Genomic DNA, 16641 nt, shown 5'->3' on the forward strand with positions numbered 1-16641 from the left:
TTAAAGTTTCTCCTTAAATGGTGCTTCGTTTTGCAATCACATAAGGTTGCTCTTCTGCACCTCTTAAAACTGTATTCTCAGTAATGACTACATCTTTATCTAGAATGACATTTTCAATTTGAGCACCTGCTTCAATCTTACAACGTTGCATGATGATTGAATTTTTAATTTCAGCATGCTTGTTTACTTTTACCCCAGGAAATAAAATGCTATTGGTTACTTCACCTGCAATCTCACACCCAGTACCAATCGAAGCTTTATTCACTCGAGCGGTATCTTGATAGTTTGTAGGCGGTTGATTCGCAATTTTCGTTAAGATAGGATTTCCACTGAGAAACAATTCATTATAGTAATTTTTATTTAATAGTTTCATGTTATGGTGATAATAGCTTTCGATCGAATGAATCAACGCGCTATAACCATGATAATGATAGGAATGAACATTCAATCGATCAAGGTTTGCTTGAATACCGTCCATGAAAAAATTGTCTTTATAATGTGCGATACAATCTTGGACCAACTCTAATAATAAATCTCTGTGTAGAACATAGACGCCTGTAAAAACCTTTGATTTGTTGAGGTCGTGAGATAAGCAAGTTACTTCTCCGTTTTCATCGGTATCCACTTTCATGGAGTATTCAGGGAGATAGTTACTCTCCTCATAAGTCGTTGTTAATAAGGTTATATCTGCTTCTTGATCTAGATGATGTTGAAAAAGTTTATCGTAACTAGTGTTTGCGATAAATTGACTGCCACTGATTAAGACGTAATCGGATTTTCCGCGCATGATATAGTCTAAGTTGTTATGAAAATACCTTAAATCGCCTTTTGAAATATCAGAGGGGTCATGCCAATCAGGAGGAAGAATAAATAAACCGCTGTATCTTCTATCTAAATCCCAATCAGCACCACCTCCAATGTGATCAAGTAGTGATCGGTATTTACTCCTTGCAAAAATTGCCACCTCTTGAATATTAGACCGAACCATATTTGATAAAGTAAAATCTATTATTCGATAGCGGCCTGCAAACGGGACAGAAGCTCCACTACGAAAATATGTTAGTTCTTTTAAAAAATCTTTTTCATGTGCTAGATTGATTATCCCCATCATCGTCTTCACTTGAAGGACCCTCCGTTTGTGTATTTTTTAAAATACAAGCGCTTAACCTGTTTGGTTGGTTAAGGCTTGAATATTGTTTTGAGATAAAACAACTGGTTCTTCCTCTGGTTTTGCTACGATGTTTGTTCCAGCTGGAATGACTACATTTTCTTGAACAATCACCCGTTCCAGAAAAACATCTTCTTCAATGTTGACCCCAGGAAAAAGAATGGATTGTCGGATGTCAGATCTTTCTTTCACTACGACATTTTCGAATAATACGGATTGATCAAGAGAACCAGAAATCTGACATCCATTGTCGATTAACGATTGATGAATAATGGCATCATCATCAATTCGTTGCGGTGGATATTGTGAATCGTGGGAGTAAATCGACCATTCTTTGTTATTTAGCAGTTTTTCCAAATCATGATCAAATAGATCCATATGTGCTTCCCAGTAACTTTGCACGGTACCAACATCTTTCCAGTAACCTTCAAAACGATAGGCAGAAAGATAGCAATGATCAGCTAGCATGGCAGGGATAATGTCTTTGCCAAAGTCATGAGAGGAATCACTCTGCGCTTTATCATGCTCAAGATATTTTTTTAATACTTTCCAATTGAATAGATAAATACCCATGGAAGCTAGGTTATTCGATGCTTGTTTCGGTTTTTCTTCAAACTGATAAATACGTAGATTATCTGTCGTATTCATGATTCCAAAACGCGAAGTATCTTCCCAGGGAACTTCAAGAACAGATATGGTTACGTCGGCACCTGTTTTTTTGTGTTCTTCCAATAGTTCGCGATAATTCATGTGATAAATATGATCACCAGATAAAATGAGCACATATTCGGGATCATAGCTGTCAACAAAATTTATGTTTTTGGTAATCGCATCTGCTGTCCCACTATACAAATGTGCTCCATCATCTTCAGTGAATGGAGCTAAAATGCTTAACCCGTTATGCATCCGATCCAAATCCCATGGTTTTCCTACACCGATATGTTGGTGTAGTTCCAATGGAGCATACTGTGTCAATACACCAACAGTATACATGCGAGAATTTAAGCAATTACTTAATGCGAAATCAATAATTCGATACCTGCCCCCAAAAGGGACGGCTGGTTTAGCTAGATTATTTGTTAGTTCTCCTAAGCGCGTGCCAGCACCGCCAGCTAATAACATGGTGACGCACTCTGTTTTCATTGAGAATCCTCCTCTTTTGAGCATTGTTGAAAAATAACTAGGGCTAACGGCGGAATTTTCACTTTAATATGTTGTTCTTGGTTGTGCCATCTTTCTGAAAAACTATGATGAAAATCTGTATTGCATTGATCTGATCCACCATAGCAGTCAGCATCTGAATTAAACACTTCTTTGTAAATACCTGGTGCAGAAACACCGACTTTATAATCGTAATGAACAGTAGGTGTAAAATTACAAAGAATTAATAAACTTTCACTAGCATTTTCTCCTTTTCGTTCAAAGGCAATAATGCTTTGTTCCATGTTATCTGGATCGATCCATTGAAACCCTGTTGGATCGTGATCCAGTTGGTAAAGGGAGGGGTTTTTTCGATAAAAATGATTTAATGCAACCACATATTCAAATAATTGTGCATGTAAAGGGTAGTCAAATAACATCCAATCCAGTTCATGCTGATCACGCCATTCAATATATTGACCGAACTCTCCTCCCATAAACAATAGTTTTTTGCCAGGGTGTACCATCATATATCCATATAACAAGCGTAAGTTTGCAAATTGTTGCCACATATCACCAGGCATTTTATTTAACAGTGAACGTTTTCCGTGAACCACTTCATCGTGAGATAGAGGCAACACAAAATTTTCACTGTATGTATACATAAAAGAAAAAGTCAAAAGGTTGTGGTGCCATTTTCGATAAACAGGGTCATATTGGATATAAGAGAGCATATCGTTCATCCATCCCATATCCCATTTGAAGTTGAAACCAAGACCACCAAGATATGTCGGTTTACTTACTCCAGGTAAATCAGAACTATCTTCAGCCATCATTAAAGTAGTAGGAAAAAAATCGAAAACCACTTCATTTAATTTTTTAATAAAAGCAAGAGCTTCAAGATTCTCTTCGCCTCCATAACTATTTTTCAGTGCTTCTTCTTCAGAAGAACGATCAAAATTTAATGAAGTCATACTAGCTACTGCATCGACCCGAAGACCATCAATGTGATATTCTTTTAACCAAAAAATTGCATTTGAGATAAGAAAACTTTGGACTTCCGGACGCCCGAAGTCAAATGTCAGGGTACCCCATGACCTTTTCTCTGCTTTTTTTGGATCTTGATACTCGTAAAGCGTAGTACCATCAAATTGTCTCAGCCCGTGTTCGTCTTTACAAAAGTGACCAGGTACCCAATCAAGGATCACACCAATATTATGCTGATGACATTGATCCACAAAATACTTAAAATCGTTAGGCGAACCGTACCTACTAGTTACGGCGTAATATCCAGTAACTTGATATCCCCATGAAAGGTCAAACGGATGTTCAGCCAATGGAAGTAATTCTAGATGCGTATAACCCAATTTTTTTATATAAGGAATTAATAATTCTGCTAATTCTCGATACGAATATAAACTACCATCTTCTTTTTTTCGCCACGACCCAAGGTGTATTTCATAGATAAGGATAGGGTCGCTATAAGGATTGGTGGTACGTTTCTTTTCTTCCCATAATTGGTCATTCCAATTGTAGGTATCAATCGAAGGTGTTAGAGAAGCAGTGTGTGGGCGAACCTCTGCTTGCTTAGCATAAGGGTCAGCTTTAAGAAAAGCAGGACCTTGACTTGGTGTAATTCGATACTTATAACGCGAATTCGGCTCAATATTTTCAAAGAAACCTACCCATAATCCGGATTGGTTGACTTTTTCTAAAGAAAAATTGTCTCCACACCAATCATTAAAGTCACCGACTACTTCTATGTTGATGGCATTTGGAGCCCATACAACGAACCGAAATCCTGTTTTTTTGTTGGAGCTGCTAGGATGGCAACCAAGTAGTTGGTAACTATGATAATTCGTCCCTTGATGAAATAAGAAAACATCTGTTTCTGAAATCTCGTTTACCACCGAATAACCTCCCTAACCGTTTATAAGCTCTATTTAATCACTTGAAGTAGATATAGTAATCTATACCATTCTTTCGACAGAGTTAAACATGGCTCCCTGAATGATTAGGTGGTAATTATGTTTATTTCTTTTCAAAGGTGGAAAAGGATTAGAAAGTTTGTAGGAAGAGATTATTGAAAAATTTTGAAATGGTTAAGTAAATACTACTGAGCCAGTGACAACATCAAATGGATTTCGAGCTTTTGAACTATTTAAAAGAGGATGAGGAAATAGATGCAAACAGCATGGTTAGATGAACAAAACATTATTAGAGTAGATTTTGCAGAAACTGATGATAAACCAATAAATGAACCGATCATTAAAGATAATAAAAATCATTTCCAGGTGGATTCTATTCATTGGGATAACAAAACGGCTACCATCAAGTTGGTGGAATTTCTTCCAATGGACAATAGCTTGTATATAGAATGGAATGATGTAGAAATCCCCATCTACCCACGTGATATTGTACGCTCACCTATTTTTGATCAAATGTATGATGCTAGTAAAGAATTGTTAGGTGCGAATTATTCACCAGATCAAACTACATTTTCTGTTTGGTCACCAATTGCTTCAAACATGGTGCTTGTTTTAGTAGATGAAACCTATCAAATGAGCAGAAATTCAAATGGTGTATGGAGTAAAACAATTGATCAAGATTGTCATCTAATGTCGTATTATTTCAAGATAACTGTACATGGAAAGGAAGAAAAAGTAAACGATCCCTATGCGAAAAGCATGACAGCTAATAGTCAAGAAGCTGTTGTGATTGATGTACGTCAATTCGATCCAGATGACTTTCGTAAAGTGCCGTCACCTGATATACGAAAAGAAGAAACTATTATTTATGAACTCCACATTCGTGATGCAACAGTTGCTAAAAGTAGTGGGGTTAAGCATCGTGGAAAATTCCTTGGATTAACGGAGCGAGAGACGACAAATCCAGAGAATTATTCTACTGGTTTGTCTTATATTCGTGAATTAGGGTGTACACATGTACAACTACTTCCAGTTCAAGATTTTGCTCGTGTGAACGAATTAAAGCCAGATAAAACCTATAATTGGGGTTATGATCCTTTATACTATTTTGTTCCTGAAGGAAGCTTTTCGACTGACCCGAAAGATCCGAAAGTTCGTATTAAAGAATTAAAACAGATGATTCAAGCTTTTCATGAAGAAAACTTGTCCGTAATTCTTGATGTAGTCTTTAATCATGTGTTTGAACACGAAACATCAGCATTTGAGAAATTAGTACCTGGTTATTATTTTCGATATACGAAAGATGGTCAGGTGAGTAATGCTACAGGTACTGGTAACGACTTAGCAACAGAAAGAAAAATGGTGCGAAAATTCATTTTGGACTGTGTGGACTATTTATTGACCGAATACAGAATTGATGGGTTTCGATTTGATTTGATGGGAATTATCGATGTAGAAACAATGCGTATGATTCGTAATCGGTGTGAACAAGAGGATCGCTCAATTCTATTGCTTGGTGAAGGTTGGGAGATGGATACACCACTTTCATCTACTCAAAAATCCACTATCTCTCAATCAGATCAACTGTGCGAAATTAGTTTTTTTAATGATCGTTTTCGGGACATCATGAAAGGCAATATAGGTGATCCAACCGATAAAGGATTTACCAATGGGAATGGTCATTATATTGAACGATTGCCACAGCTAGTGTCAGGTTCAAGTCAAAGCCGTTACGGTGATGCAATTTTTTCCGATCCGCTTCAGTCAGTAAATTATGTAGAGTGTCATGATAATCACACATTATGGGATCGATTACAGTTATCAAACCCAAATGCTACAGCAGAAACACAAAAACGAATGCACCAATTAGCTACGGGTATTACCATACTTAGCCAGGGCATTCCTTTTATTCATGCAGGACAAGAATTTTACCGAACAAAACAAGGAGATGATAATAGTTATATCGCCGGCGACTCTATCAATCAATTAGATTGGTATCGTAGGGAAAAGGAAGATCACTATGTTCAATGGGTTCGTAATCTAATTCAACTTCGGAAAAACTACCGTTTATTAAGGTTAGGAGATACAGAGGAAATTAAACATCGGCTGCACACGATTTTTGCTCCTGATCCTGTGTTCGGGTATTTATTGGCTGGAGCACGAGAGGACCTTGCTATCTTTATTAATCCAGCAAATTATGCGATGAAGATTGAAAAACCAGCAGCTGGACGATGGAAGAAATTACTAAGTAATTATTTTGGATCTGAAGGAATGAATGATTATGTTCTGGAACCGAAATCAGAGATTAAGGCTTATGAATTAGTTATTTATCATAAACGAAGAAGATCATAGATGCGGTTCGAGCGAAAAAAATCTCCTTCTAAGTAAAAAGAAAACAAAGAAGGAGTAAAAAGACACTTGAAAGGGTCAACTATATCTACCAAATTGAATTTGATCCCGGAGCAACCGTCCGTAAGACTCCCACTTCAAAACAACGAGAATATCAAGTTGTTTAAGTGGGAGTAACGGACGCTAGCACCCCGAATGGTTCAACTAACAATCAGTCGGGGAATACCTAAAAACCCCCACTGATTGAAGTTTCGCTTTATTATACACTTCATTTTTAATTTCTTGCAGTGTTTTTTCGTGTATTAACTTAGCTATACTTATTTTTGTAATTAATGATTCGCTAATTTCACCGTCCTTTCTTTTTTCATCCAGATAGGGAAGCATGAAATTTTTAATGGGCAAGTATGCAAGGATAATTGGGTCATTACCTGTTTCTATTTGTAGATAGATTCCGTTTAGTTGTACAAAAGGTACGTTAGAATAATCATACTTTAATGTTAACTGATCTCGAGTCGCGTGTTTGATCAGTGAGATATTACTAGGTAATTGATAGAAATAGATGATTTGTTCAAAAGAGTAATGTAATTCCATCAAGTTTTCTTGTTTCTTTTTCAAAAAGCGATTGGTTGCTGTTTTGATATTTAACAAATAAAAGTATTTCGCTGTTCCAATGGTAACGGTAGTATAGGTTAAGATAAAGAGAAAAACGATGATAAGTTGATTCATTTCTTATCCCCCTCATAACACATCACGATGTTCTTACCGCTTTCTTTACCGGTATAAAGGGCTTGATCGGCTGCATTTATTAAATCTTTTGGTGTAGGTGCAGTTAGTTGATCACTACAAGCTATACCTAATGTAATTGTGAGTGTTTGGTTTGGTTGTGTCTCTTGATTGGTAAAATACGTTGCCTCTACTTTTTTTCGTAATCGTTCTGCTATTCCCACAGCATCTTCTCTCTTGGTTTGAGGTAGAAGAATAGAGAATTCTTCACCGCCAAATCGAAAGGCGATATCATCAACACGAATAGAATTAGTGATAACATCAGCTAGATGTTCAAGAATTTCATTTCCTAACATATGGCCATGGGTATCATTAAACTGCTTAAAGTAATCGATATCAATCATAATCATCGATAAATTGTCAGTTGAATTTAATGGGAAATACTTAGACAACTTTGTTTGTAATGCCCGTTGGTTCCAGAGACGAGTTAGTCCATCTTTTAGTGCCATTTGTTCAATTTCCTCATACAATTTAGCTTGTTGAATTGCAATAGCAGCTTGACTAGCTAATGGAATCACGCTATCGATATCTTCTTCAGTAATCGGTTTTTGTGTAACGGGGTTATCAATTAATAAAATACCGACTTTTGTTCCTTGATACAACAATGGGATAGCAACAAGTTCTTTCATTTGAAATGTTTCAATAAATAATTTTAATGTTTGTTCGTGATGATCCGTTGCTTTGATGTGAATCGGTCGTCTTTCCTGCAATGTTCGCTTAAGGAAATTATCATCAGCAAGTGATATGGTTAAGGATTGAACAATATCATTTAATTTCGGATCAATAGTCTGTGTTTCAGAGAAAGCAATTAAATCGATTAGTCGATATTTCTTTTGGGCAATTTCTTTCCATCTTTCAAATCCCTCTTTGGCGTTTAATGGTCCAATCCCCATAATGCCTTGCAATAGATTGTTTTCGGATTCATATAAAAAAACCATTGCTCGATTAAAACCTAAACCATGTCCTGCGGTTACAGAAGTAATAATGATATGTAGTATTTTGTCTAAATCTCGGGTTTGTTGCATAGCTACACTAACTTCACGCAATACATTCAATTGCTTGGAATTTTTGATTAAAAGTTCTTTCCAGTAGGTATTTCTTTGCATTTGAATCCGAATAAAGTATGTTAAGGCTGTGATTATTGCTCCGACAATGATAAAGAACAATAAATAATCTATTGAGAAAACCCTTTCATAATAACTAAATATAAAAAAACTTAAAATAGTAGATATTGCAACTCCTTTTACCTGATAAGAGATTGCTGATGCAATAATTAGAAATAATAATAATAGGATATATACTTCTTGGAACACGTAGATAGCAGTTAGGAAAACAAAGAAGGAAGTACCAATAAGCAGAAAACGATTGCATAAACTTGTGCATTTAAATCGAATAAAATTAAGAAAGAGTGCTACTAAAATAATATGTATAAGAAAAAAAATCTCTTCATTAGTCATGGAAGCATCACTCCTAAGATAAATATATGATAAGTATATCATCCAGTGAACGTTGATGTCACGGGAAAAAACAGAGTCAATAAACAAATTACAATTTAGTATATTTAAATTATTTCACATAAATAATATTACTTTTTTAAAAAATAGAGAAGAAAAAAAATTATTTATTTTTGTAAAAACGCTTTCTTTTTACAGCATGCTAAGCTAAAATAGAATTGAAAATCATGTGAAGGGGGATAAAAAAACATATGCCAAAACCAAAAGCGGTATTATTTGATTTAGATGGAGTAATTGTTGATACTGCAAAATTTCATTTTCAAGCATGGAAAGAGTTAGCAAATGAATTAGGTTTTACCTTTACCGAAGCAGATAATGAACGGTTAAAAGGTGTTAGTAGGATGGACTCCTTAAATATCTTATTAGAAATTGGCCAAATAGAATTATCAGAATTGGAAAAAAAGCATTTGGCCACCCAAAAAAATAAGCGATATATCGAGTTGATCTCTACAATGGATGAAAAGGAAATTTTACCTGGAGTACAATATTTCTTGAATGCATTAAAAAAGGGAAAAATATTTTTTGCGCTTGGATCGGCAAGCAAGAATGCTCCTAGAATTTTAAGAGCAATTGGTTTGTATGATCAATTTGACGTAATTATTGATGGCAATGCTGTAACAAAAGCTAAACCAAGTCCTGAAGTCTTTTTGTTAGGTGCTAGACAATTATCGGTAGATACACAAGATTGCGTTGTGTTTGAAGATGCTCAGTCTGGAATCGAAGCAGGAAAACGCGCAGGTATGAAGGTTGTTGGTGTTGGAGACAAAAACGTATTACATGGTGCCGATGATTATATTGTATCGATGAAAGAAATGTCAATAGAGCGTATGAATAGCTTATTTTTTTGAGACAAAATGCAATCGGTTGCACTAAAAGATAATATATAGGAATGGAGGATATGTATGAAAGAGTATCTAGAAAAGAATGAATGGTCAATCATTGAAAGAGGTTTTGATCCAAAAAAACACATGATATCCGAAAGTATTTTTAGCATAGGTAATGGTCATATGGGTCAAAGAGCAAATTTCGAAGAGACATATACTGGTGATACATTGCAAGGAAGTTATATGGCAGGTGTATATTATCCCGACAAAACAAGAGTAGGTTGGTGGAAAAACGGTTATCCGGAAAGTTTTGCTAAAGTGTTGAATTCCACAAACTGGATTGGTTTGAGTATCATAATTGATGGTGAGGAACTTGACCTTAATAAGGTGAAGGTAACAGAATTTGTTCGTGAACTGAATATGAAGGAGGGGTATCTACAGCGGACATTTTCTGCCGAGTTGGACAATGGAAAGCTACTGAAAGTTAAGTCTACTCGCTTTGTCAGTATTGTTGATAAAGAGATTGGTGCGATTAAGTATGAAATTACCCCGATTAATTTCTCCGGTGAGTTAGAAGTTACTTCATTTCTTGATGGAGATGTTAAAAATGTAGATGCGAACTATGATGAGAAGTTTTGGAACCCCATTCATCATGCAGTTAATGAAAATCGAGCTACCGTAACCGTCCAAACGAAAAAGTTAAATTATCAATTTTGTTCAACAATGGAAACGCAAATCACTCAGGATGGACAGATGCTTAACCTTGCTGGAACGGCAAAAGAAAAAGAGAAATACGCAGGAGTTCTCTATCAAATTCCAATCACTAAAGAGAAAACAACTACGATTTACAAGTATGTAGCAAATGTTACGAATCGAGATCATGCAGAAGATCAGCTTCAGATGGTGTCTGCGAACGAATTAGAGAAAGCTGTTTCTAAAGGGTTCGATACGTTAAAAGAAGAACAAGCAGCAGCTTGGAAAGCGAAATGGTTGAATAGTGATATTGTAATAGAGGGTGATGTCGCTGCCCAACAAGGAATTCGATTTAATATTTTTCAGTTGAATCAAACCTATTCGGGAGAAGATGCCCGTTTAAATATTGGCCCTAAAGGATTTACGGGGGAGAAATACGGTGGAAGCACATATTGGGATACAGAAGCATACTGTCTACCATTTTATTTGGCAACTGCAGAAGAAAGTATATCACGTAACTTATTGATTTATCGTTACAACCATTTAGAAAAGGCGAAAGAGAATGCTCGCAAACTTGGGTTTGAGAAAGGTGCTCTTTATCCAATGGTAACGATGAATGGGGAAGAGTCTCATAACGAATGGGAAATCACGTTTGAAGAGATTCATCGGAACGGAGCTATCGCATATGCAATCTATAATTATGTCAATTATACAGGTGATGAACGATATCTCGGTGAATATGGAATAGAAGTACTAGTGGAAATTGCTCGTTTTTGGGAGGAACGTGTAAATTACGTTGCCAAAAAAGATGCGTACATGATGCTAGGTGTAACTGGTCCTAATGAATATGAAAACAATGTTCATAACAATTGGTATACCAACCGAATTGCTAGCTGGACAATGCAGTACACGCAAGAAGTGCTTGAATATTTAAAGAAAACGGATTTAGAACTATATCAAAAATGGGTTAATAAACTTGGATTAAGAGATGAAGAAGTAGACAAATGGACAGATATTATTGAAAAGATGTATTATCCAGAAGATAAAGAATTAGGTGTTTTCCTTCAACAAGATGGCTTTTTAGACAAAGAATTGATTCCTGTTGATCAGCTGGATGAGAAACATCTTCCGTTAAATCAAAACTGGTCTTGGGATCGAATATTACGTTCATGCTTTATCAAACAAGCAGACGTACTCCAAGGATTATACTTTTTAAACCATGAATTTGATATGGAAACGAAAAAGCGGAATTTTGACTTTTATGAGCCAATGACTGTTCATGAATCCTCTTTATCCCCTTGTGTACACGCAATTTTAGCCTGTGAATTAGGGTATAAGGAAAAAGCATACGAAATGTATTTACGAACTGCCCGACTTGATCTAGATAATTATAATAACGATACAGAAGATGGTTGTCATACTACAAGTATGGCAGGAACATGGATGGCAGTAGTGGAAGGTTTTGGAGGATTTAAAATCGCTAATGATGAATTGATTTTACGCCCATTCATTCCTGGACAATGGAAATCTTTTTCTTTCAAAGTATTATTTAGAGGTGCTCGATTAAAAGTAATCGTGGATCAAGAAAAAGTAACCGTCAAGAATGAAACAGATATTTCGTTAACTATCGTTGTTTATGATAAAAAAGTAGAGCTTCAAGGAAACGAAGCAATTACAATAGCTAATTAAAAGAAAGTGGATGACACTAAAGCAATTCGAGGTGTCATCCTCTTTTTTTTGTGTATTCTACCCTCCACAATCACTCATCCCCAACTAATTTAAGGCTCACTTTAACGTAGTAGACACAAACAGCGCAGTAAATGCTCCTATATCGCTACGTAAACCTAGGCTTTCCCTTTCCACGGGTACGGCTTCAGCTAACTTCTCCAAGAAAAACCACTTGGAGAAGTGGATCTTCAGCTCGTACTGTTCCCGTAGGAGTGTCAAGCCTTTGTTTACTTCGCTAGTTAGTGATAGTGTATAGGCAGACAATCAAATGATGTTGTCTTTGTTTTAATCTACATGCAATTTGTATAGAGAAATTCTTGAGACACTTTTTTATCTATAATCCACCAATCATGCGGTAATTTGATTAAAAAGCTTCATCAAGCGTATCAAATGAAATTGGCGACACTCCAGCAGGAACAGCGAGAGCTGAAGATCCACTCGGAAGTGAATTTCTTCCGAGTTAGCTGAAGCCGCGCCCTGCGGAAAGGGAGCCAAGTTCATTTGAGGAGCGGGATAAAAAGCTTCTGTTACCGCACAGTTTATACAGAATGCGTAGTGGTTTGTGTAATAGAGCAGTCTCCTAGTTTTTTTGATTTATTGATTTCGTTTTTTGACTATGGTCTAAGTGAAAGGTGTATAATGAAAAGATAGGCAAAAATATTTAAATAGAAAGTTGATGAGCAATGAAAGGAATACCGATTTTATTGGAAGAAATTCAAGATCATTTTTCTGAAATGTCCTATCGTCGTGGAGAAAGTTATTTCATACAAGGACGCGTTGAAAATCTCTACTATGATACAAGTAATAACCATTGGCTCGGTGTAGTTAGCGGAACAGCAAAGTATCATGTTGAGGTTGAAATTCTAGAAGATTTTTTTGATTATTACTGTGAATGCCCAGCTCATAGGAAATACGGAGAATGTAAACATGTGGTTGCCTGTATGTTAGAAATTGTACGTAAACAAGACAATCGACAATCCTTGCCCAAAAAAACAATCGAAAAATATCAATCCAAACAAATGGTTAACCAATTTATTAATGCATTTTCAAACTTCTATCAATCAGAAGGCTATCACCAAGAACATATTAAAAAGCATACATTACAGGTGGAATTCATTGTAAAAACGATCCACAGTCCCGCTGATTTATGGACGGTGGAATTAAAAGTAGGTGTGCAACGAACCTATGTAGTAAAGAAAATTAAAGACTTACTTCAAGCCATCGTTCAACAAAACAATTATTATTTTACCGATAATTATACGTATGAGCCACTAGAGCAAATTTTTCATCAAACAGATTATGAATTGATTCAATTACTAATTGAAATTAGTAACAATGAAGAGGCTTTTCATTCCTATTCTTATCAAAGAAAAGATGAGCGAGTTGTTGTTATTCCCCCAATGGTAGTTGATAAATTTTTGGATTTGTTAAAAAAGACCAATTATACATTTGAGAGTGGTCTGCAGACATATAAAAAGATTAATGTATATGAAAATGAACTGCCGTTTTCTTTTCGATTGGAGAAAGGATTAGAAGATGCTTTTCAATTGGAGATTGAAGAGTTGGTAGATATGGATTTGTTTGAAAGCTATCGCTACGTACTAAAAGAAGATTGCCTTTACAAAATAACAACAGAGCAAAAAAATATTCTGTCGGAAATTGCATCTGTAGGTGGCCGTATCTTATTACATAACCATTCTATTGATATTTCGACAGATCAAATTGAATCATTCTTATCTGTAGTGATACCAGAAATGAAAAAGATTGGTGATATAGAAATCGATGAAGAGGTATCTAACCAGATTATTCAATATCCCCTGCAGACAAAATTAATGATTGACCGGGATCAAGAGACATTATTGGTAGATTTAGAGTATAACTATGGAGAGGTAGTAGTTCATCCTTTTAACGAAAATGCAACAAAAACTAAAGATCAACAAGAGTTAATGATTCGTGATATTCGGAAAGAACAAGAAATAATGTCAGTCCTGGAGAATGCGCAATTGAGATTTAATGGTAAGTATCTTTATGTAGAAGGTGAAGAAGAGATTTATCATTTCTTACACCGAACCTTACCCTTTTTAGAAAATAAAGCAGATATATTTTTAACAAGTGGAGTCAAACAATTGCTTTTAGCAGATTATCAAGTTCCCGAAACTAGCTTTGATTTTAATAGGGAAGGAAGCTTGCTTGAAGTAACTTTTGATATGAAAGATATAGGTCAAGAGCAAGTTCAAGCGATTTTAGCTGCTGTGATTGAGAAAAAGAAATACTACCGTTTACCGGATGGCGCATTTGTTTCAATTGATGGTAATGAACAATTTCAGCAAATGCAACAACTTTATCATGATTTAAACATTGATAAATCAGACATAGAGGACGGAACTTTACAATTACCCATTTATCGAGCTATGCAGGTAGAAGATATTATTAACGAAGGAGATCGAAACAAAGTTAGGATTGGGAAACAATTTCGTCAATTGATTCAAACATTAAAGAATCCTGATGAACTAGAATTTGTTATTCCTGAAAAACTACAAGCGGAATTACGAGACTACCAAGAAGTTGGTTTTCAATGGTTAAAAACATTGGCTTATTATTCACTAGGAGGAATTCTTGCCGATGATATGGGTCTAGGGAAGACCGTCCAAGCAATTGCGTTTTTATTATCGGAAAAAAACGAGCTTAGTGAAAAACTCCCGTCACTAATCATAGCACCAGCATCACTTATTTATAATTGGAAGTTAGAGTTCGAGAAATTTGCTCCTGACTTGTCAGCCGAGGTTATTATTGGAAGCCCTGTTGAGCGTAAAAAAATGCTGGAAAATCATAAACAACCAGATGTGTATATCACTTCTTATCCGACGTTAAGACAGGATATTGATTGGTATAAAGAACAAAAGTTTCATGCGTTTTTCCTGGATGAAGCGCAAGCCATTAAAAACGCTACAACAAAAACGGCAAAAGCAGTTCGAATGCTTCGTGCAGATAAGCGATTTGCTTTAAGTGGTACACCGATAGAAAACTCTCTTGATGAACTATGGTCGATTTTTCAGGCAGTTTTACCAGGTTTCTTCCCAAGCCAGTCTGCTTATCGCAATTTAGGAGAAGAAAAAATTTCAAGAATGGGACGCCCATTTATTTTACGTCGCTTAAAAAAAGATGTTCTAACAGAATTACCAGACAAAATCGAAACGACACACGTCTCTGAATTGACGAAGGAACAAAAAGAGCTTTATCTAGGATATTTAGAAAGAATTCAAGCGGAAACAAGAGAATCACTCGCTGGAGAAGGCTTGAATAAGAGTCGGATCAAAATATTAGCCGGATTAACACGTCTACGTCAATTGTGTTGCCACCCTTCCTTATTTATTGAGAATTATAATGGTTCTTCAGGTAAATTGGAACAATTATTAGAGATTGTAAAGAATGCTCGGGAAAATAATAAACGAATGTTAATTTTTTCACAGTTTACCAGCATGCTTGAAATTATTCGTGAAGAATTATCTCGTCAAAACTTATCCTATTTCTATATTGATGGTCAAACACCATCAAAAGCTCGCGTAGAAATGGTCGAAAATTTTAATCAAGGGGAAAATGATGTTTTTCTTATTTCATTAAAAGCTGGAGGAACAGGATTAAATCTAACCGGTGCCGATACAGTAATATTATATGATTTATGGTGGAATCCTGCGGTAGAAGACCAAGCAGCAGGGAGAGCACATCGTATGGGGCAAAAAAATGTGGTTCAAGTCATTCGCTTACTTAGCAAAGGGACCATTGAAGAGAAGATTGAAAAATTACAGCAACGGAAGAAAGCATTAATAGAAAAAGTTATTCAGCCGGGAGAATCGATGCTTTCCAGTATAACAGAAGAAGAGATAAGAGAGTTACTGAGTATTTAATATCATATTTAGACTTTAAAGCACCTTCTTGAACAAGAAGGTGCTTTATTTCAAGATAGGAAGTTTAAAAAAATTAGTTTTTTGGGGATATTTTTAAATGTTTTATCTTTTAATAGATGAAAAAGGTTTTCTAGTATAACAATAGAGTCTTCTGGTTACTTATTGGATCGTGTGACGAGTCAACCATTCGCTCCTGACCATCACCCCCTTACAAAATATAGCTTCTAATTGTTTTTAAAGACCGGGTGTTGTTTTTCACGGCTTATCTTTTTTTGAAACCAATACTGTTTCGAAAGTGGTTTTAGGAGATGGATAATAGGGATAATTAGAGGAATTATGTCAAAGTATAAAAGTCAAAATTTAGGATCTAACAATTATTTTTGTCCTTTTAAAAAATACCTTAGGAATTTCACTCGAAACGTGGTACAATTTCAGTGGAACCGTTTGCACTATCTGATTATCATTTGGGTTAAAAATTTCCATAAATAAATTTAGTAGTTTTACAGAACGTTAAGCAATAAAACTCGTTTCTTCAGATGTGAAAGGAAGTCTTTCGATCAATTTTAACTGAAAATCAATCGAAAAGTCCGTAATTCTTAGTGATGAAGT

9 protein-coding genes are annotated in these 16641 nt (G+C 35.6%); 4 read left to right on the forward strand and 5 right to left on the reverse strand.

Annotated features, from left to right (window positions below; genetic code table 11):
• Positions 1-13: 13 nt before the first annotated feature.
• From glgD to glgB, 3 genes are read right to left on the reverse strand one after another with little or no spacing between them, the layout of a single operon-like run.
• Positions 14-1111, reverse strand: coding sequence for a glucose-1-phosphate adenylyltransferase subunit GlgD (glgD, locus tag OWO01_RS00370; protein WP_272505952.1), 1098 nt, complete (start codon positions 1109-1111; stop codon positions 14-16).
• Positions 1112-1162: 51 nt separating this feature from the next.
• Positions 1163-2311 carry a glucose-1-phosphate adenylyltransferase gene (locus OWO01_RS00375; protein WP_268778431.1) on the reverse strand — a complete coding sequence of 383 codons (1149 nt, stop codon included), beginning with the start codon at positions 2309-2311 and terminating at the stop codon, positions 1163-1165.
• Complete coding sequence (glgB, locus tag OWO01_RS00380; protein WP_268778432.1) at positions 2308-4218, reverse strand: 1,4-alpha-glucan branching protein GlgB; 1911 nt, start codon at positions 4216-4218, stop codon at positions 2308-2310. The genes OWO01_RS00375 and glgB overlap by 4 nt, the downstream gene beginning before the upstream one ends.
• A 273-nt stretch (positions 4219-4491) precedes the next feature.
• Between glgB and pulA the strand changes: the two genes are divergently transcribed.
• On the forward strand, positions 4492-6588 hold the full coding sequence (pulA, locus tag OWO01_RS00385; RefSeq protein ID WP_268778433.1) for a type I pullulanase: 2097 nt from the start codon (positions 4492-4494) through the stop codon (positions 6586-6588).
• A 201-nt stretch (positions 6589-6789) separates the two neighbouring features.
• Here pulA and OWO01_RS00390 read toward each other — a convergent pair whose 3' ends face one another.
• Positions 6790-7311: a hypothetical protein gene (locus OWO01_RS00390; protein ID WP_268778434.1), complete on the reverse strand. Its 522-nt coding sequence runs from the start codon at positions 7309-7311 to the stop codon at positions 6790-6792.
• Positions 7308-8825, reverse strand: a complete 1518-nt coding sequence (locus tag OWO01_RS00395; protein WP_268778435.1) for a GGDEF domain-containing protein — start codon at positions 8823-8825, stop codon at positions 7308-7310. Before OWO01_RS00395 ends, OWO01_RS00390 begins: the two co-directional genes overlap by 4 nt.
• A 248-nt stretch (positions 8826-9073) precedes the next feature.
• Between OWO01_RS00395 and pgmB the strand changes: the two genes are divergently transcribed.
• From pgmB to OWO01_RS00410, 3 genes are all read left to right on the forward strand, one after another.
• The gene (gene pgmB / locus OWO01_RS00400; protein ID WP_268778436.1) at positions 9074-9730 is read left to right on the forward strand and encodes a beta-phosphoglucomutase; all 657 of its coding nucleotides are present in this window, start codon (positions 9074-9076) and stop codon (positions 9728-9730) included.
• Positions 9731-9784: 54 nt separating this feature from the next.
• On the forward strand, positions 9785-12088 hold the full coding sequence (locus tag OWO01_RS00405) for a glycoside hydrolase family 65 protein (protein WP_268778437.1): 2304 nt from the start codon (positions 9785-9787) through the stop codon (positions 12086-12088).
• Between the two features lie 722 nt (positions 12089-12810).
• Positions 12811-16032: a DEAD/DEAH box helicase gene (locus OWO01_RS00410; protein WP_268778438.1), complete on the forward strand. Its 3222-nt coding sequence runs from the start codon at positions 12811-12813 to the stop codon at positions 16030-16032.
• The last annotated feature ends 609 nt before the right edge of the window (positions 16033-16641 follow it).

Origin of the sequence: Natronobacillus azotifigens, from assembly GCF_026805325.1 — a bacterium.
Taxonomy (GTDB): Bacteria; Bacillota; Bacilli; order Bacillales; family Amphibacillaceae; genus Natronobacillus; species Natronobacillus azotifigens.